At 37.0% G+C, this 20,624-nt stretch carries 11 protein-coding genes; 6 read left to right on the forward strand and 5 right to left on the reverse strand.

Annotated elements, in window-relative coordinates:
* Window positions 1-8: 8 nt before the first annotated feature.
* From NG821_RS01580 to NG821_RS01600, 5 genes are all read right to left on the reverse strand, one after another.
* Complete coding sequence (locus NG821_RS01580) at window positions 9-3,020, reverse strand: SusC/RagA family TonB-linked outer membrane protein (protein ID WP_394802047.1); 3,012 nt, start codon at window positions 3,018-3,020, stop codon at window positions 9-11.
* A 319-nt stretch (window positions 3,021-3,339) separates the two neighbouring features.
* The gene (locus NG821_RS01585; RefSeq protein ID WP_252759910.1) at window positions 3,340-4,965 is read right to left on the reverse strand and encodes a DUF5597 domain-containing protein; all 1,626 of its coding nucleotides are present in this window, start codon (window positions 4,963-4,965) and stop codon (window positions 3,340-3,342) included.
* Window positions 4,962-6,878 (reverse strand): alpha-glucuronidase, encoded by a 1,917-nt coding sequence (locus tag NG821_RS01590; protein WP_394802048.1) that lies wholly within the window; start codon window positions 6,876-6,878, stop codon window positions 4,962-4,964. The genes NG821_RS01585 and NG821_RS01590 overlap by 4 nt, the downstream gene beginning before the upstream one ends.
* A 113-nt stretch (window positions 6,879-6,991) precedes the next feature.
* Window positions 6,992-10,867 carry a hybrid sensor histidine kinase/response regulator transcription factor gene (locus NG821_RS01595; protein ID WP_252759912.1) on the reverse strand — a complete coding sequence of 1,292 codons (3,876 nt, stop codon included), beginning with the start codon at window positions 10,865-10,867 and terminating at the stop codon, window positions 6,992-6,994.
* 53 nt (window positions 10,868-10,920) lie between these two features.
* Window positions 10,921-13,410, reverse strand: a complete 2,490-nt coding sequence (locus NG821_RS01600) for a glycosyl hydrolase 115 family protein (protein ID WP_252759934.1) — start codon at window positions 13,408-13,410, stop codon at window positions 10,921-10,923.
* A gap of 84 nt (window positions 13,411-13,494) precedes the next feature.
* Between NG821_RS01600 and NG821_RS01605 the strand changes: the two genes are divergently transcribed.
* The 6 genes from NG821_RS01605 to NG821_RS01630 all read left to right on the forward strand — a co-directional run bounded on the left by NG821_RS01605 (window position 13,495) and on the right by NG821_RS01630 (window position 20,454).
* A complete protein-coding gene (locus NG821_RS01605; RefSeq protein ID WP_252759913.1) occupies window positions 13,495-14,769 on the forward strand; it encodes an SGNH/GDSL hydrolase family protein in 1,275 nt (424 codons plus the stop codon).
* A gap of 78 nt (window positions 14,770-14,847) precedes the next feature.
* The gene (locus tag NG821_RS01610; RefSeq protein WP_252759914.1) at window positions 14,848-16,272 is read left to right on the forward strand and encodes an MFS transporter; all 1,425 of its coding nucleotides are present in this window, start codon (window positions 14,848-14,850) and stop codon (window positions 16,270-16,272) included.
* Between the two features lie 22 nt (window positions 16,273-16,294).
* The gene (locus NG821_RS01615) at window positions 16,295-17,416 is read left to right on the forward strand and encodes an endo-1,4-beta-xylanase (RefSeq protein WP_252759915.1); all 1,122 of its coding nucleotides are present in this window, start codon (window positions 16,295-16,297) and stop codon (window positions 17,414-17,416) included.
* A gap of 9 nt (window positions 17,417-17,425) precedes the next feature.
* Window positions 17,426-18,391, forward strand: a complete 966-nt coding sequence (locus NG821_RS01620; RefSeq protein ID WP_252759916.1) for a glycoside hydrolase family 43 protein — start codon at window positions 17,426-17,428, stop codon at window positions 18,389-18,391.
* Window positions 18,392-18,649: 258 nt separating this feature from the next.
* The gene (gene gpmA / locus NG821_RS01625; RefSeq protein WP_252759917.1) at window positions 18,650-19,396 is read left to right on the forward strand and encodes a 2,3-diphosphoglycerate-dependent phosphoglycerate mutase; all 747 of its coding nucleotides are present in this window, start codon (window positions 18,650-18,652) and stop codon (window positions 19,394-19,396) included.
* Window positions 19,397-19,566: 170 nt separating this feature from the next.
* The gene (locus NG821_RS01630; protein ID WP_252759918.1) at window positions 19,567-20,454 is read left to right on the forward strand and encodes a fructose bisphosphate aldolase; all 888 of its coding nucleotides are present in this window, start codon (window positions 19,567-19,569) and stop codon (window positions 20,452-20,454) included.
* Window positions 20,455-20,624 lie beyond the last annotated feature (170 nt).

Raw genomic sequence — 20,624 nt, forward strand, 5'->3', positions numbered from 1 at the left:
CATAAATTTTAAAAGGTAATATTCAATCCAAGAAGCCAGTTACGTGTAGAAGGCGTGTTATAGCCTACCACTAATAAGCGAGAAGGATAGAATGAGGTGACAGCCTGATTCTCATCACCGTATGAATTAGTTTCGGGATCCATTCCCGACTCATCATGATAAGGTGAGAACAGCACAAACGGATTCTGAACAGTGGCATAGACACGAACTTTTGTGATACCACATCTCTTGAGCCACGAGTCTGTCAGATTATATCCTAATGTAATAGTGCGTATCTTCAGATAAGAACCGCTGAAGTATCCCAGGGAATTACCATATTTCGGATTGTTACTACTCTCTATACCTCCCGGCTTAGGATAGTCATTTGTAGGATTATCCTCTGTCCAGTAGTTAACCTTTATATTGTTTCTACGCCCACTCAGCATATTCAGGTATCCCTGAGCGCCATAGAGAGTACTGATCAAAGTTCCTCCATGACGGAATGAAGCTACTAAAGAAATATCCATATTTTTATAAGCTACACGAGTATTGAAGCCACCTTCCCAGTCCGGATCAACCTTCATGATCTGACGGTCAGCTTCACCATAAACACGTGTAGGATTCCCATTTTTATCATAGTCACCATTATACTTGATTTTAATCATACCAGCATTTCCACCAGGCTCAGCAATCTGACGTACAGCTTCCTCATCTGTTTGCCAAATACCTATTTTTTTATAATCATAAATCACATTAATTGGATGTCCAACAAACCACCAGTTACTTTCATCACGACTTGCTCCAGAAGCTAATGAAACTAAGTTATTTTGATTGGTGTAAAAATTAAGTCCGGCCTCCCAAGTCCAACCATTTTGATGATCTATGATAGTGCCATTAAGAGAAAGTTCAAAACCCTTATTTCTAGTCTTACCTACATTAGCCATATAACTCCCCACACCAGAAGTTGCAGGAAGATTAACGCTCATTAATAAATCCTCGGTATTTTGAACATAATATTCTACTGTACCATTTATTCTTCCCTTTAAAAAACTAAAGTCTAAACCAAAATTCCAAGTCTTTGAATATTCCCAACCTAATGCCTCATTCGGCAATGAAGTTACATACATCCCAATTGCATTAGTATCTCCGAAATTATAAGGTCGTGTAGATAATTGGCCTAATGTAGAGTATGGATTAACTGACTGATTGGAAGTTTCACCATAGCCAATACGTAATTTAAGGTTTTCTATCCATTTAAAATCTTCCATAAATTTTTCTCTGGCAATATTCCAGCCAGCAGAGATAGCTGGATAAGTGTGCCATTTATGTCCTTCAGCCAATCGAGAAGAACCATCTGCACGGATAGCAGCACTAATCATATACCTATTATCATAGTTGTACATCACACGTCCCATGAAGGATTCCAGTCCACTCTTATAATAGATTTGTTTGGCCGGGTCAACCGTCACATTCTCAGCTTGACCAATGTTATAGAATTGAAAATTAGAAGGTACTTTCAGACCGTACATATATGTTTGTTTATATACGGTTTGTTCAGCTGAATATAATGCAACAGCGTTAATCGTATGTTTTCCAATTGTTTTATCATAAGAAAGCATATGCTCTATAGCCCAATTCGTAGTAGTATTCTGTTGAGATGTAGCGTGAGAATCGGCAGTAGCATTATCAGAAAAGATTCCTGTGCCTACATAATTACCATAATCACTATGACGATAATTAAGACCTAAATTAATGCGATATTTTAATCCATTCAAATAAGGTATACTTAATTCTCCATATAGATTATTATAAGATCCATACGCCTTAGTCTGGTCCTTGAAATTGTCTCCAAGATTTTCTATAGTAGACTTTGTATATACCCACTGGGTATCAGAAGCCATATTTACCCTTTGCTTTAAAGTACCATCTGCATTATAAGGATTAGTAACAGGTGTAGATGTTAATGTGCCATATAAACCAAGACCTGCTCCATTTGTAATACTATAGTTACTATTCGTATTAAATCCCACTTTCACATATTTCCCTATGTTCTGATCAATGGCCCCATGTAGTGAATACCGATTAAAGTTTTGGGTAGGGACAACGGATTCATCACGATAATAAGCTAATCCAAAATTGTAACTTCCATGTTGAGAGCCTCCAGAAACTCCAATATCCTGATTAGTCGTCATTCCCGTTTTGAAGAGTAAATCCTGCCAATCTGTATCAACACTACCATCTTCGCCCCAAGGCTTTTCATCTGTACCATATTGATATTTATTAGCATATTTACGCAATTTCGTAAATTCTTCTGCATTCATCATAGGATATCGGTGAAACAACGTTTTGACCCCAAAGTAGCCATTATAAGTGACTGTAGCTTTTTGGTCCTGGTAACCTTTATAAGTAGAAATGATAATAACACCATTAGCTCCTCTAGATCCATAAATAGCTGTCGCTGAAGCATCTTTCAAAATATCCATACTTTTAATATTATTCGGGTCAATATCGTTAATACTTCCAGCAAATGGAATTCCATCAAGAACAACTAAAGGATCATTACTTGCAGTTAAAGAGCGAGTACCACGAATACGGATCTGCATAGAGGCCCCTGGTTTAGAAGAAGTTTGCGACATCTCTACCCCCGCGACACGACCTTGAAGCGCTTCCGTAATATTCGATCCGGGAACTTCACGCATAACATCACCCTTGATATTTGCTACAGAACCAGTTACCGCTTCTTTCCTCTGTGTACCATATCCAATGACTACAACATCATTGAGGCTACGTCCCTCTTCTTTCATGGATATTTTAAGAACGCTTTGATTTCCAACAACCACCTCATTCGTATTATACCCCACATAAGAGATAACCAAAGTAGCCCCAGATTTAACATTGATGCTAAATTTCCCATCCATATCAGAAATTGTACCATTATCAGTACCCTTTTCTTTAATAGTTGCCCCTATCAGAGGTCCCATAGCATCAGAAACTATTCCTGTAACCTTTTTAGATTGTTGGACTATATAAACAGAATGCATTCTCTCTCTGGAATAAATTTGAAGTGTAAAGAGAGAGACTGTTAAGCACAGCCCCAGCAACAAGATTATCTTTTTTGATCTTACATCCATAATTAAGTTTTTCTTAGTATTATAATTTTTATTGAACAACAAGGCACAGTTTATGCACTTTTTACTTTTCATGATACATAGGCCAAATTTTTAGTTATTAAGATGTTAATTGCTGCAAATATAATAATATTTCCATATCATGCATACAGCTTTATGTATCATAAACGTATCAAATTGTATCATTTTGTTTTAGGCGAGTACTTACTGGAATTCCCGTTATTTTATGGTCTCAGTATTTGTAAAGTTTAACATGAAGGATTTTAAATTCGTCACAGGATATACGTGCGTGTCTCCCTTGGTGATCCTGATCTCCACTGTCACGGCGGATAAACTTTATAGTTCCTTGTTGGTCTAGGCCTACCTGATCAACAAATCCAATACCTAAACGCTTACCATAAAATGTTTTTAGATGCAATGAAGAGAGACCTTTGACAGATCTCCCAGCATCAAGGAATCCATCCTCACCCAATTTTACTTCCTCTTCCTGCTTTTTTTCTGACAGGGTTTGGAAAGTTACTACAATACCATTACCTGCAATAAGGTAATCGTATTGCCCCAATTTTATAATTAGCCCCCCACTTTCAGGCCAAACACTTCCGTCTGTAGCTCTGGAATCCCAAGGCAGAGTATAATAATGACTTGCCGTGATAACGACATCTTTATCGTTAATAACACGTTTCTGATCTTTTTGATTAAAAAGCAACCCATGAGAAAGTTTTTCTCCTTGCTCTCGCAAAAGGAGAGGTGAAAGCTGGTGAAGTAAGGCATAACTTTGCTTAATTGGACTCGTGGCCTCTTCTGAAGCCTGGTCCAAAGCAAAAACACTATATCCCAAAGCATCTACTTCTCCAAAAGCATATAGAGCACGAACACCACTATATGGTCCGAGTCTCGTCTCCGGCGTGAAAAAAGGGTTGTCATTTCGCTTATAAAGATTAACCCAATTCTTGAATCCTACATCATAAATATCCGGAGCATACACATCAATATCCGGAGCAGCCTTTTTCCAAATTGGAATAAGATGCGCTAATGGTCCGGCTGAAGGATATTCCCCTGGCTTACGTCCCCTACTATTCATAGCGGCATTGACAAACATCGGAATATTCAAGATTTTCTTCCCCGATCGTACTAGTTGTTCTATATATTGAGCATAATAGAAAGCCTGAAAACGCTCATCCTGCTCTATCGATGAAGCAATTCCTATATCACCCGTAATCTTTCTCCATTTCCCTTGCTGAAAAGCTTTTTCTGCCAGAGAAGAGTGATCCCTTACTGATTCCAACATTCCTATTTCATTTTCCACTTGAATCATGATAACCGTACTTTCACGTTCATCAATCCTCGCTATATGTTTCAGCAATTGACAGAAAGCCCGTTTATCAGCTTCCATGACATGATTTGAAAAAGCTGAAGCTATTTCCATAGGTTTACCTGTTACGGTCAAAGCACGAGGAAAGCGCTTAATGTTTCTTTTGAACCATAAAGGAGCACAACAGCTCATAGAATTTTTCCAAACCCCAAACCATAACAAAATGAGTTTGAGATGGTGTTCACGAGCTACCTTAATGCTTTCGTCCACAAGAGAGAAATCGAATTCTCCCTCTTCTGGTTCCATTAGATCCCAATATACTGGTACAAATACCGTGTTTAAGCCCAATGCATACATATGAGGTAAGACACTATCAATATCGGCAACACTCGTAACTGCGCTATTGCTCAATTCCCCGCCAAGAATCAACATAGGCTTTCCGTTAACAATTAGTTGAGTAGCTGAACCGTGTTTCTGTAAACGAACATCAGCACAAAGGACCAATACGGAAGACAACATGATAAACAACAATAATACTTTTTTCATTGTATACGAATATGAAGTTCTTTCTCAATAGGCAGGAATGGCTCTTGACAAGCAAAAGAACCGAAATATCGGATACAGGTATCATACCATTCTTCTGCATTTTCCAACTGAACAGACAATAGCGTATCTACAAGTTTCCATCGTTGTAAATCCACATACTTTTTCATAGATCGCCAAATTTCACGATATCGCATAACTTGTACGACACCATCACGATATTTTAACTTTAATTCTTGCCATAATGTCCGTCCATCTTTCATCTGATAAGTCCAAGGTAAATGATGAAACCAAAGAAGATATTTTTCAGGACAAGTTTTGACATTATCATACAATGAGCCATAAGGCTCCCTATACTGTTTCACAGCCCCTGTTCCAAAAGAGGAACGATCAAAACCAATTCCCATATTATCAGCTTTATGATAATACACAGGACACCATTCTAAAGGGTAATTTGCCCGAAACCCATCAGGTTCTGGTCCATAATGATCATCGAATTTAAAAATATGATGCAACCCAAGAGGCATCATATAATTTACACAGGTTTCACGACTTGTCATCATGATATCTGTCATAGTATGTACAAATACCGAATCATTGCAGAAAGTCTGTTTTAGCCATTCCTGAGCAATCAGTTTGGGGTCAGCATTTTTTCCATCCCATGCCATTCTGCCAAAAGCATACCAGTTAGCCTGGGAAAAGGGATGCCCACACCAATTAACAACATTTCCAATATTAGATACACCAGCAAGTCCTTGCAAACTATCAGGATTGACAAAGGAAAAGAATTCTTTCCACATTGTCCCTAAATAGACCAAATGCTTGCTTTGCCCTGTATATTCCTGAGTTATTTGTAATTCAGCCATTTGATGAGTGTGCTTCATATGATCAAAAATAGGAGCATATGGTTCACGAGGTTGAAAATCCAAAGGACCATTTTTACTTTGTAGAAAGACATTCGATCTAAATTTACCATCTAAATCTTTAAATTCGCTGACAGCCTGCATCACCCTATCTTCACCTTTGTGATTAGCGCCATAAACGAAACTACGCCACATTACGACTCCACCATAAGGTGACAAAACATTCGCAAGCATATTAGCGCCATCTGCATGGGTTCTACCATAGTCAGAAGGACCTGGCTGACCTTCAGAACTTGCCTTTACTAAAAAACCTCCAAAATCAGGAATCAGACTATAAATTTCTGCAACTTTCTTCTTCCACCATTCAATTACATTAGGATTTAGAGGATCTGCAGTTTTGATCAAACCAAGAGCCATCGGAGATGAAAAATTAATCGACAAATAGACACGAATACCATACGGTCTAAGGATATCTGCTATATTCTTAATATACTTTAAATTCTTTAAGGCTAATATTTGAGTGGATGCATTAACATTATTCAGTACGGTACCATTAATGCCTATTGAGGCATTAGCTCGAGCATATTCCCTGATAATGGCAAGATTAAAGTGTGGGAAAAAAATACTTTTACCGGCATAACCCCTTTCAATGCTCCCATCCAAATTATCCCAATGATTCAATATACGATATTTTAATGCCGGTTTTCTACAAGAAATGCATTTATCTATTTTTCCAGATTTGTGTATTGCCTGGCATCTCAATATGGCATATGCCCCATATAAAAAGCCCATATCTGTCCCTGCAGATAAAGTATCGTTCGCAAAACGAAATATCATCGAATCTTTTTTTACCCTTTTCAGATATATTCTTCTTCCCGCATAATATCTGCGAAGCTCATCTATTGCTATTCTTAAAGTAGCAGACGAAACGTGAGGCGAAAATATTTCTGCTGTCCCACACTCTTTATACCGCAACCAAAGTTGATGACCATCTTCAGAACAGACATGAAGACTAAAGACCAATAATGATAAGAACAAAATAGTTTTTCGAATTATTTTATAAGATTTACTTTTCATACATTAACGGTGTTATTTATACGACACTATTGCATAGAATATACATAACATTATAGGTTTCCCCAAGAGTTTATAATCTCTCAAAAACATCAAATGTTTTTTTTACGATAGTATTCATAATATTCCTTAGGGGCCAATCCAAAATGTTTTTTAAAAGCTGACGAAAAATGCGTCTGATTACTGAAACCTACAGCGTATGCAACTTGGGTAACATTAACTTCTCCTTGTTTTATTAATCGTGCTGCTTGTTCCATACGAAGATTCCGAATAAATTCTCCAGTCGATATGCCTGTAATCTCTTTCATCTTACGATGAAGTTGAGCACGGCTAATTCCTACATCTATTGTAAGTTTTTCCACATTGAAATCCGGATCACTTAAATTCTGATTCACACATTTCATGATTCGTTCCATAAGAACATTATTATTTCCCTTAACTTCAACTTTTTCTACTTTCTCTGACTGATCTTGCGCTCCAGAAAATTTACCCCTTAACCGGCGAACATTACTCACCAAATTGTCTATCAATATATGTAATTCTTCCATATTAAAAGGTTTTGCCAAAAAAGCATCCGCACCCTTTTTAAGACCTTCCAGCCGATCACTGACTTCATTTTTTGAAGTAAGTAAAATAACCGGTATATCACTGATTCTTGTATTTGTCTTGATACGTTTCAGTAACTCAATTCCATCCATTTCAGGCATGATTATATCACTAACTACTAAATCAAAATCATTCGTTAATAATTTCTCCAGAGCTTCTTTTCCATTTCTAGCAGCAGAAAATCGATACCATCCACCAAGTTCAGCATTAATGTAATCAGCTATTTCCGGATCGTCATCTACAACTAGAATCTTGAAATTCTTAGTACCTTTTGATTTTTTTATACGTGTTTCTTGTTTATCTTCTACATTGTCCGACATTATTTCTTCAGGTTTTAGATGGGCATAACCTAAAGGCAGTGATACCTCCAAACATGCCCCTTGTTGTCCATCTGTACGATTATATGCAGAAATAGCTCCTCCATGCATTTTGACAATAGCTCTACAGAGATTTAGCCCTATCCCGGTCCCTGCTATGTGCAGATCGTAAGCATTAGTCCCTTCATAAAATCGCTCAAAAAGTTTTTCCGTTTTCTTCTCTTTAAACCCTAAGCCATTATCAACCACTTTTAAGTACATATTTTTAAGATCTTTCGTTAAGATGACATCAATCTCTCCTCCATTAAAAGTATATTTAAAAGCATTTGAAAGTAAGTTAGAAACCACTTTGTCAAAATTAATGCGATCTATCCAAGCTTCGATATTGGACTGTTCACTAACTATATGGAAATTAATTTTCCTTTCATTTGCATTATATTGATAAAGAGAACATATGTTCTGTATGAACTCAGACATATTCGTCTTTTGACAATGTAAATGCATTTGTTCCTTGTCAAGCTTTCTTTCGTCTAAGATCTGATTAACTAACAAGAGTAGTCTTTGGGCATTACGTTCAATAATATTCAAATCATTTTGATTTTCTTGATCTGTCAAACGTTTCTCCAATTTTTTAAGTGGTCCTAAAATAAGTGTCAGTGGAGAACGGATATCATGTGTAGCATCAATGAGGAAACGCATTTTCTGTTCGTCAAGTTGGGCTTTTCCCCGCCGTCGATAAGTTCTGAACACGAAATAACATAAACTCCCAAACAGAAACAAATACACACACCATGCAAGAGGTGTACTATACCATGGATTCATGACTACAACAGTCAATATAAGAGGAATAGAAGAACTCATGCTATTGCTGAAAGCTTTCACTTCAATAACATACTTCCCTGGTTCTAAATGATTAAACGGAATAGTGTTTTCCCCTATAGGTGTATACATTTTCTTTCCGTCATTAATACGGTATTGGTAACAAATATCATCAATATTTTTATAGGTCAATAAAGAAAATCCTAGTGTAAAAGAATTTTCAGAATATGGAACCTTAAAATATTTTTTTCGACAATCCATAGTCTTTCCGTCTATGATAAAATCGGTAAGATATACTTTACCCAACTGCAATGAATTTCTATTAACTTCCTCAGGATAAAAGGTCGTTATTCCATCAGCTATTCCAAAACCCGAAAAATCATCTGAACAATGCAACACGGCCCCTCTAATGTATTCATGAGCGGTCAATCCATTGCCACTGACATGGCCAATAAAACGATTATATTTTCTGACATATTGCCAAATGCCCATAGTAGTACTTACCCAAATATCGTTATTATGGTCTCTTATTATTCCACAAATCTGTTTATTCTGAAGCGATTCGGAATGTGGGAAAAGATTCACCTTTCCATATTTTACAGAATACAGATAAAGTCCTTCATCAGTGCCTATAATAATATCTCCATTTTTATCTTCACAAAAATAATCAGATTGAATATCCGTTAAAATTTTCGACCAGCCAAAATGATCAAAATGATATGTCTTCGGATCTAAACAACAAACACCGTTGGATGTCCCTATCCACAACAACCCTCGACTATCAAAGAGCATTGTTCTAATCCAATCATTACACAAATGACCATATAGGAGATGCTGGGTCATATCCAAGACCTTCACTTTTCTTGTATGTATATCATAGATGTACAATCCTTTGCTATAAACCGAAATATAGAGTTTATCATCTCCATTATCCGTAATACAATAAATGCCAGCACTAGAAAAAGTCAACATCCTTTGAGATTCTCCAGTTGAAGGATTATAGCGGTATAATCCATTACCTGTTCCTACCCAATATCGCTTCTTTTGATCACGATAAATTATGGTTGTACCAGCAGGAGATTTTGGATGGCTGATAATTTTTCCATATCTATCAAAACAATAGATACCACTATTTTGTACAGTACACCATGTTCTGCCCTGATCTCCAGAAGCTAAGGATGACACACTGCTGCCTATAGAATAATTTTGATAAGAAAAACTCCAGGTATGAAATGCTGTCCGCTCATTATTTATCAAATAAAGTCCTTTCTTATAACATCCTATCCAAATATTATGATCCTTATCTTCCATCAAATCAGATACAAAAGAAGTTGACAAATCAAAGCGGTCCTTATTTGGAATTGAAAAAGGTCTGAAAAAATTCTTTCCCTTCCTTGATACCAGCACACCACATTCTGATGTACCTAAATATAGATTTCCATTGTGATCAAATATTGCATTATTGATCGTAACATTTCCCCTATAATTGCCAAAATCATACCCCGCATCACGTAGTTTTCCAGTCTTATAATCATAAATTTCAATACCATACATACAAACTATAAATAGTTGATCGCGATGAAATTGAAAAAACGCTACAGGAGCTCCATAAAGAGATCTAATGTGCTGCACCGACAACAAGTAATTACCTTTTGTATAACGATTGATCATCGACAAATGGCTTGCTTGCCACAAAGTCCCACGATTATCCTCAAAAATATGTGTAAAGAATATATCCGAATCACGACGTGCGATACCCATCTCGTTCTCTATTCTGTTTTTTCCTTTCGGAACTGCATAAAGTCCAAATCCAGCTGTTCCGATAAGAACATTACCTTTATGATCTTCTATTAAAGAATATATTCTGGGATGCCGTCTGTCTGGAAAAGGCAACCTAATAAAATGGTTATGACTATAATCATAGCTCATTAGCCCTTTTGCACTACCAATCCAAAGTCTGCCTTTTTTATCAACAAGAAATGCCGAGATTGTGTTATCAGAAATAGAAGTTGAATCTCTATCATTATGCAGATAGTTAATAAACCTATAGCCATCAAATCTACTCAGACCGTAATCAGTACCTACCCAAATAAAACCTCTTTGGTCTTGGACAATACAATTAATCAAGCTACTGGAAAGTCGGTCTGCTGTATATAACGAGCCACTGTCTGCTCTTACAAAAAGGGCTAAGATTAAACAAAAAAGTATTAATAACTTATTTTTCATTTTCACCTTCTGTATAAAATTAATTTTCCAGTTCAACACAAAATTTCCAAATTTCATTTTCTCTCTCGTAGAGATTCTTTCCCAAAAAGGAACTGTGGTCGATATCCTCCAACATCCACAACGATTTTTTCAAAAACAATGCCTGGATCTACAGGATGTAGAGTTAGGGTATGCCTTCCGTCAACTGTTTTCTTGAATGGTATTTTAACAATACTGTCTACTATTCTTCTTGCTACAGTAGGGTAATACACTTTAGAAATATTTTCAGGATTTTCATTAAGATTTCTATTAAAATTCACAGAAACGGGCTTACTACTATCTAAAGATAAAGTAAATATAAGCCCGCCTTTATTAAGAAAATCAAGCGTACACTTCGTGATAATATGAATATTTGCAGTATCCCTCCTTTCCCCTTCAATACTAAAGGAATATATTAGGGAAGCACTATCTGTGGGTTCTGTATATGGTTGAAGAGAAATACCACTAAGTGTCCTGCCCATATAAGGGATAGTTATCCAAGAGGCCTTGGACGCATTTCTAAGAAATTGAGCATGCTCAGCTTCAATAATAACACGCCCCTTTGTTCCCTTAAAAATATAATCAGAAGATACTGTGTTTTCTATACGATAAACTTTCGGCAATGTATTACGTAAAAAGTCATCATTCCATCCTATATATCCTATATGTTTTTGGATCATCATCCCATCCCATTTTCCCCCTGCAATTTCTTTATTATATTGTTGGCAAAGCAAACTATCTCGAAGAAAGGCATCTTCCGTCTTCTTAGCCCAGAAGTTACAAAAAGGATCACCGTTAGAATACAGATAATGGTTCATCGCCTGGGAATAATACATCTGATAGATATTGGATACAGCCTGAACAGGAAAAAGAATCAGCTCCCTATAAGCATCTCTATATTCAGGTTTTAGAGTTATAAATTGCCTTAAAGCCGAATTTTCTAATTGCATATATTGATTGGCTACAAAATTCCATTCTCCTGATCTCAAGTCATAAGTATCCTTATTTAGCATCTCCACGGTACTTCTACCAGAATATTTGCCTTGAAGATTCAATATTCTCGCAGCCTCATCAGCCTGATCTTCTCCAAATTGTTGCGCACAGAAATTCCTAGTATACTGAATAATTTTTGATGGCGAAAACTTATTCGGATCCCATGCCATCTGCATAAAAAAGTCTATGGGAAATTCCATAGGCTTCAAATCGCCTACATTTAGGACCCACATTCTATCTACTCCGTAATTATATGCCAAATAGAGTTGTTCCCACATATTTTGAATAGGTGTTACATTAAGCCATTTACTATTTCTTGGCGCACCAACATAATCCACATGATAATAAAGCCCCCATCCTCCAGAGCGTTTACGATCAAGGCTATTAGGAACTCGCCTTACATCGCCCCAATTATCATCGCTTAATAAAATAGTTACATCATCGGGTACACGCATACCTTTATCATAATAATCTTGTACCTCTTTATATAAAGCCCAGACTTGAGGTGTCTCTTGAGCAGATCTACCCGTTACACGAGAAATAATCTTTCGCTGATTCGCTATAATCTTTTGCAATAATTTTATGTTCGTTTCTTTTCCCATTGCTTCATCACCGTCGCCACGCATCCCAATTGTCACAACATCTTCTTTTCCTTTAATCCGTTTTATGCCCTCAAGGAAAAAGTTATCTATTTTTTTCTGATTGGTACTATAATTCCAAGGTCCATAACGTCCATGAGCCCGTGACCACTCTTCATGATTTCTAGCCATAGGCTCATGATGTGAGGTACCAATAATAATTCCCATTTTATCAGCAAGTCTACTATTCTCAGGATCATCTGCATAAAAAGCATAGTTCCACATTGCTGGCCAGAGAAAATTACCTTTTAAACGAAGTATAAGATCAAAGACCTTTTCATAGAATTGGTGTTCACCATATTTTGTATGAAACGTATGTGTAACCCAAGTAGTAAGACAAGGGGCTTCATCATTAAGAAAGATTCCTCTATAACGTACTACGGGCTCTCCATCCGTATATATTCCACGATGTATATAAATATGAGCGTGTCGTTCGATAGGTACATCTGCCCAATAATACCAAGGAGAAACACCTATTTGTCGGGAAAGTTCATAAACGCCATAGATTGTTCCTCGCCTATCACTACCAGCTATCACCAACCTGTCCCCAATTGTACAAATAATATACTTCTCCCTTTTTCCTTCTAAACCCAAAGCCTTGCCGCCTATAAGATGATCAATTTCTTGAGAATGACCAAGTGTACCAATAAGAATATTAGATCTTCGATTCTTACTGACAGTTAACTTACATCCACACACTTTTCCTATATCTATACAGAGGTCGTGAACTGCATGGGCAACACCTTCGAAATCATTCGGATCAAGATATAATTCCATTTTTTTTGAGTAATTGAGTAGGAAATCACCTTTGGAAAAATTCACGAAACGCTCAGTAGCATTACTAATAATAATGTTGCATATAAACAATAAAAATGTAACAAGGTAGTGGTACATTGTTTTCATGGTCAATTAATTTATTACCACAAAAATAATAATTGTTTCGGATTACACCTAAGATTTTTTATTAAATAAAATCGAATGAGACAAATTGAAACGATAACGTTACAAATTATTCAAGCCATTAAAATATATATGTTTATATTTGCAGCAGTCAAATTCGGAAATATCATGAAAAGGAAAATTGCAGTTTTACTCACACTTCTTTCAATATGGATTAATACATTTGCACAAGCCCTATCGTGGACAGGAACTTTTGCTGCCGCGATGGAATTTACGGAACAAGGAGATATGCCACAGGTTACTAGTTTAGCCAACATCTCCTTACGAGAAATTGTGCCTATCTCATTAGGAGGACAACGTCTGCAAATCCAGTTTTCTAATGAATGGAGCCAACAACCTGTCGAAATAAAATGTGTCTATATTGCCAATATCCTCGACTCTAATGCTATTGACACTCACACGGTCAAATGGTTGAATTTCAACGGATGCCGTTCCATTACAATACCAGCAGGAAAAGCTGTTTATTCCGATGACTTTAATTATCAACTAAAACCTTTACAGCGTCTTGCCGTAACTATCTGCTATGGTTCTCGAGTTCCTGTTCATGCGACTTCCCACAGAGGGTCCAGAACGACGTCCTATATTGCCAAAGGTACGGTGTCTCCAAAAGAGCCATTCATTACCATAGACAAACCTGAGCATTGGTACAATTTAGCCAAGATCAATATATTGTCAAAATCAAGTGCAATAGCTATTCTAGGCAATTCCATCACAGATGGTCGAGGTAGCACAACAAACAGACAGAACAGATGGACAGACTTTTTTGCCAAAGCACTACAAGGAAAAATCGGAGTATTGAACTTAGGTATAGGGGGCAACTGTGTTTTATCTGGTGGTATAAGTGAGCCAGCAATTAAACGTTTTGACCGTGATATTTTGGAACAAAAAGGTGTAAAAGCATTAATCATATTTGAAGGTACCAATGACATAGGATGCTCCAAGGGAAATCCAGAAGAAATCGCTCAAAATTTAATTCAAGCCTATAGAACCTTAATAAAAAAAGCTCATGAAAAAGGGATACGGGTTTATGGAGCAACTATTACACCTTTTAAGGGGAACAATTGGTATTCACAAGTACATGAAGTTGCGAGAGAGACTGTAAATAATTGGATTCGCAACAGCGGAGTCTTTGATCGTCTCATAGACTTTGACAAATTGGTCAGAGATCCTAATGAACCTGATCGCATTCGAACCGAATATTCATTTGATTGGTTACATTTGAATCCTAAAGGATACGAAGTAATGGGACAATTTGCAGCCACAATTATCCAAAAAGACAATCTTTCTATTTAAATCGATAAAAGTAGCCATACCATGCAACATTAGTCCCCCATTGTAAATGAGGTTGCAACTATAATAACAATAACCAAAATGAATAAAGAAACTATCACAAATAGAGAATCGATGGGATTCTGCAAACTCAACTGGATGCAACGTATTGGATTTGGTTCAGGAGATTTAGCTCAAAATCTTATTTACCAAACCATAGGCATGTATCTGTTGCTATTCTACACAAATGTATTCGGCCTTTCTCCTGCTTCAGCTGCTATTATGTTTCTTATCGTACGGCTTGTGGATGTCTTATGGGATCCACTAGTAGGCACATTTGTTGATAAACATAATCCCAAATGGGGCAAATACAGATCCTATCTTATTCTTGGTGGTATACCCTTATCTGGATTCGCCATACTCTGCTTTTGGAATGGTTTTTCAGGATCACTATTATATGCCTATATTACTTATATAGGCATGTCCATGTGCTACACCTTAATAAATGTTCCATATGGTGCCCTAAATGCCAGTTTAACACGTGACACTGATGAAATTACGATTCTTACATCTGTAAGGATGTTCATGGCTAATCTTGGCGGACTAGCTGTTGCCTATGGTATTCCAAAAATTGTTGCTGCAATATCACCAGACAGTTTAACGAATACAAAGAATGATGCACCTGCTTGGTTTACGACAATGTCCATTTTTGCTTTTGCCGGACTTATCCTATTAATATTCTGTTTTTCACAAACTCAAGAAAAAGTAGTAATGGATAAGAAAGAAACAGCTAATGTCAAAGTCAGTGATCTTTGGGTAGAATTTGTAAGGAATAGACCATTAAGAATCCTTGCCTTTTTTTTTATCACTGCATTCGCCATGACTGCTATAGGAAATTCAGCAGGATCTTATTACATGATCTACAATGTAAATGGCACAAGCGATCAAATGGCAGATTTTATGGCTTTAGGCTCTATTCCTGCCATTATCTTTATGCCAATGGTTCCTACTATTAAGAGGAAAATTGGCAAAAAAAGAATGTTCTATGTTTTCTTAAGTATAGCTATTTTAGGAATGGTCATGCTGTACGTAATATCTATTACACCTATTTTGAAAAAACAAATTTGGCTAGTTTATATTGCACAATTTATAAAATCCACTGGAGTGATTGTTTCAACCGGTTATATGTGGGCTCTTGTTCCTGAAGTAATTTCATATGGAGAATACACTACAGGAAAGCGCATTTCCGGTATTGTCAATGCCCTAACTGGCATCTTTTATAAAGCTGGTATGGCCTTAGGAGGAGTTGTTCCAGGCTTAGTATTAAGTTTAGTAAGATTCGACAAGAATAATGCTACTACTCAAACAGCTTTCGCTCAACAAGGAATTCTTTGGTTGGTATGCATTATTCCTGCTATTCTTCTGCTTCTTGCCATGTTCATTATCTCAAAATATGAATTAACAGATGAAAGAATTGACGAGATTAACAAGGCAATTGAATTTAGGCATAATAAAAATCAAAAATAGAAATAATTAAAAAACTTGTTACATGAAATTCCAAAAATTCATAATTAATATTTTTGTATGGACAGCATTCCTACCCATCTCAGGTATAGAGAGAAATGCTAATTCTACTTTAAAAGATGTAATAGGGAAATATTTCCTTATTGGAACAGCTGTGACCGTTGACCAAATTGAAGGGAGAGACCCCAAAGCTGCTTCTATTATAAAAAATCAATTCAATTCTATTGTCGCTGAAAATTGTATGAAGCCCATGTACCTTGAACCCTTAGAAGGAAAATTTTACTGGGTACAAGCGGATAGTCTTGTTCAATTCGGTCTCAAGAATCACATGAAAGTGATTGGGCATGTTCTTTTATGGCATAATCAAACTGCTCCTTGGATGTTTAAAAACCATTGTGGAGAACTACCCAACCGTGAAGAGATGATCCAGCGTATGCACAACTACATAGATAGTGTTGTTGGTCATTTCAAAGGAAAAATATTCGGTTGGGATGTTATCAATGAAGCTATTCTAGAAGATGGTTCTTATCGCAAGAGTACATGGTATCGAGCTATCGGGCCTGAATATTTCGAATTAGCCTTTAAATTTGCGCATGAGGCCGATCCAAATGCAGAACTTTACTATAATGATTATTCCATGTCCAATCCGAGGAAACGTGCTTCAGTAATCAAACTTATCAAAAGATTAAAAGCAGCAGGTTGTCGTATTGATGCTGTTGGACTACAAAGCCATAATGGCTATAATTATCCAAATTTAAAAGAATATGAGAAAAGCATCCAGTCTTTTATAGCCGCAGGTGTGAAAGTACAATTTACCGAGCTTGACATCAACATGCTCCCCAACCCAAACGAATTTGGTGGAGCCGATATTAGCCAGAAGTTTTCTTATAAAAAGTCATTAAATCCCTATGTCAAAGGACTTTCTAAAGAAGCCCAAAGAATTTTCAACAATCAGTATCTTGCATTCTTCAAGTTATACCGTAAGTATGCTCCACATGTGAACAGAGTTACTCTATGGGGAGTTTCTGACAACAACAGTTGGTTGAATGACTGGCCTATACCAGGTCGAACTAATTACCCCTTACTTTTTGACCGTAAATACCACCCGAAGCCTATAGTACGAGACATTATAAAACTATTTAAATAACAACATATTATGAAAGCAAGATATTTATTTACTAAAGACTACATGGCTGATCCTTCTGCCCATGTTTTTAACAACAAAATATATATTTACCCATCCCATGATTGGGACAGTGGTATGGCTTTTGACGATGATGGCGGACATTTTCAGATGAAAGACTATCACGTCCTCTCTATTGAGGGCGATCCCATGTCAGCTCCCGTTATAGACCACGGCATAATACTGGATATAAACGATATCCCTTGGGCAGAAAAACAAATGTGGGATAATGATGTCGTAGAAAAAGACGGTAAATATTTCCTTATTTTTTCAGCCAAAGATTATAATGGAATATTCCGTTTGGGTGTAGCCCAATCTGAGAAACCAGAAGGTCCGTTTAAGCCTAACCCCAATCCAATACGCTCTAGTTATAGTATTGATCCCTGTGTGTTTAAAGATGACGATGGAAAAATCTATGTCTATTTTGGAGGAATATGGGGTGGGCAACTGCAATGGTATAAGAATAACCATGCTCTTAAAAACGAATACCTACCAAAAGGCAAAGAAACATCTATTCCTCCACGTATAGCAAAGCTAACCGAAGATGTCCAACAGTTTGATGAAATGCCACGGCCAATCAGTATTGTAGATAATCAAGGTAAAGAGCTTACAGCTGATAATCCACATCGTTTCTTTGAAGCCAGTTGGATGCACAAATACCACAATAAGTATTATTTTAGTTATAGTACTGGCGATACACATCTAATTTGTTATGGAATAGGAGATAACCCCTATGGCCCTTTTACTTATAAAGGGATAATCCTTGAACCCGTCATAGGATGGACTACACATCATAGCATTATAGAATTTAAAGGACATTGGTATCTCTTTCATCATGATTGTGGCCCTAGTAAAAACAAGACATGGTTAAGATCCCTGAAAGTTATCCCTCTCAATTACGATTCACAAGACAATATCTTAACTATGAAAAGTGAGTAACAGATTCGATTGTTAAAAGCGGGATTCAAGTCCGATGCAAGAAAAAATTCTCATCGGGCTAAATTATTTATTAAGTTCTGTATCTTTTTGCTTCCGAGATTGTTAAAATTTACCTAAAAAAGTCGTTCAATTACAGATTTAATATTATCTTTGTGAGACGCCAGAGAAAAGTTCCAACTTCTGAACGGAGAATGGAAACGAAATAGTTTTTCTGGCTGGTTCGAGACATTTTTATATTATCATATAAATTATAAGACAATGAAAAGAATTGTATTAGTCAGACATGGTCAAAGCCAGTGGAACAAAGAAAACCGGTTTACAGGTTGGACGAACGTAGACCTATCCCAACAAGGAATTGAAGAAGCTGAAAATGCAGGAAAACTCCTGAAGAAAGAAGGCTATACCTTTGATATTGCCTATACCTCTTATTTAAAGAGAGCTGTCAAAACCCTCAACTGTGTTCTGGACAAAATGGATGAGGACTGGATCCCTGTCCGCAAGTCATGGAGACTGAATGAGAAGCATTATGGTTTCCTGCAGGGCCTGAACAAGAGTGAGACGGCTGAAAAATACGGTAATGACCAAGTTCATATCTGGCGTCGCAGTTTTGATATTGCACCCAAACCTTTATCTGAAGATGATCCTAAAAACCCAAGGTTCGATCCCCGCTACGCAGCCGTACCACCAGAGTATGTCCCAGACACAGAATCATTGAAGAATACAATCGCAAGAGTAATGCCTTATTGGGAATGTGAGATTTTCCCTCATTTAATGAAAGCAGACAGCATTCTGGTCGTCGCTCATGGTAACAGTTTAAGAGGTATTGTCAAACACCTGAAAGGAATTTCTGACGAAGATATCAGCAAGTTGAATATCCCGACCGCAGTCCCTTACGTCTTCGAATTTGATGATCAACTGAGACTCACCAAAGATTTCTATCTCGGGGATCCTGAAGAGATCAAACGTAAGCAAGAAGCCGTAGCTAAACAAGGTTTAGCAAAATAAAATACGTGCACAGAAGGAGAGAATATCTCCAATTTGCAAGTTCGGTTCTCTATATTTAACTATTTTTTGCAAAATAAAAAAGAAAATCGAGGAAAAAGGCGCACGTTATTTAAATTTTTCATACATTTGTATGAAGGCATAAAATAATAACATAATAAAAAAAGAAAATTATGAATGCAATTCAATTAGAACAAATGAAATCCGGCAAAGGATTCATTGCAGCACTGGATCAAAGTGGTGGCAGTACACCTAAGGCTTTGAAGAATTACGGCATCAATGATGATGCATGGAAGACTGATGAAGAGATGTTCGATCTCGTACATCAGATGCGTACCAGAGTCATCAAAGCACCCGCATTCAAAGGAGACAGAATCATCGCTGCCATTCTATTTGAAAACACGATGAATCGTAAGATCGACGATATGTACACAGCTGATTACCTTTGGGAAAAGAAGCATGTAGTACCTATCCTGAAAGTCGACAAGGGACTTGCTCCATTGGAGAACGGCGTTCAGGTAATGAAACCTATACCAGGATTGGATGACCTGTTGAAGCAGGCACAAAAACGGCATATTTTCGGTACTAAGATGCGCTCTGTCGTAAAGGAATTCAATGAGGCTGGCATCAAGAAGATTGCTGATCAGCAATTTGAGATTGCTAAACGTATTATCTCTTATGGTTTGGTTCCAATCATTGAACCTGAGGTAGATATCCACGCAGCTGAAAAAGCAAAATGCGAAGAAGTGCTAAAGAAGTACTTGAAAGAGGATTTGGCGAAGTTAAGCAAGGATCAGAAAGTTATTTTCAAACTGACTATCCCTACAGTAACTAACTTCTATGCTGATTTGATGACAGATGAGCGTGTCGTACGTGTCGTTGCCCTTTCCGGTGGTTATACACAGGATGACGCTTGCAAGAAACTGGCTCAGAATCATGGAATGATCGCTAGTTTCTCTCGTGCTCTGCTTCAAGGTCTGAGCGCAAAGCAGTCTGATGCAGACTTCGACAAGATGCTGAAAGCTTCTGTTGACAAGATCTACGAGGCTTCTATCAAGTAATCGGATTATCATTCTGATAAAACGGTATACTCTGAATCAGAGTATATTATAATCATAAAAGAGGTTGACAATTAATTTTGTCAACCTCTTTTCCATTCCAAAGACCAATTTCGACTCTATTTTGTTAGGTCTACCTGAATTCATCTAACTGAAAAACGATTGGAATAATA

Source organism: Segatella cerevisiae, assembly GCF_024054555.1.
In the GTDB taxonomy this organism is placed as follows: domain Bacteria; phylum Bacteroidota; class Bacteroidia; order Bacteroidales; family Bacteroidaceae; genus Prevotella; species Prevotella cerevisiae.

Excerpts from the sequence above, each read along its gene's own strand:
- NG821_RS01580 (WP_394802047.1), bottom strand. The coding sequence starts at position 3,020 with ATGCATTCTGTTTATATAGTCCAACAATCTAAAAAGGTTACAGGAATA.
- NG821_RS01585 (WP_252759910.1), bottom strand. The coding sequence starts at position 4,965 with ATGAAAAAAGTATTATTGTTGTTTATCATGTTGTCTTCCGTATTGGTC.
- NG821_RS01595 (WP_252759912.1), bottom strand. The coding sequence starts at position 10,867 with ATGAAAAATAAGTTATTAATACTTTTTTGTTTAATCTTAGCCCTTTTT.
- NG821_RS01600 (WP_252759934.1), bottom strand. The coding sequence starts at position 13,410 with ATGTACCACTACCTTGTTACATTTTTATTGTTTATATGCAACATTATT.
- NG821_RS01605 (WP_252759913.1), top strand. The coding sequence starts at position 13,495 with ATGAGACAAATTGAAACGATAACGTTACAAATTATTCAAGCCATTAAA.
- NG821_RS01610 (WP_252759914.1), top strand. The coding sequence starts at position 14,848 with ATGAATAAAGAAACTATCACAAATAGAGAATCGATGGGATTCTGCAAA.
- NG821_RS01615 (WP_252759915.1), top strand. The coding sequence starts at position 16,295 with ATGAAATTCCAAAAATTCATAATTAATATTTTTGTATGGACAGCATTC.
- NG821_RS01620 (WP_252759916.1), top strand. The coding sequence starts at position 17,426 with ATGAAAGCAAGATATTTATTTACTAAAGACTACATGGCTGATCCTTCT.
- gpmA (WP_252759917.1), top strand. The coding sequence starts at position 18,650 with ATGAAAAGAATTGTATTAGTCAGACATGGTCAAAGCCAGTGGAACAAA.
- NG821_RS01630 (WP_252759918.1), top strand. The coding sequence starts at position 19,567 with ATGAATGCAATTCAATTAGAACAAATGAAATCCGGCAAAGGATTCATT.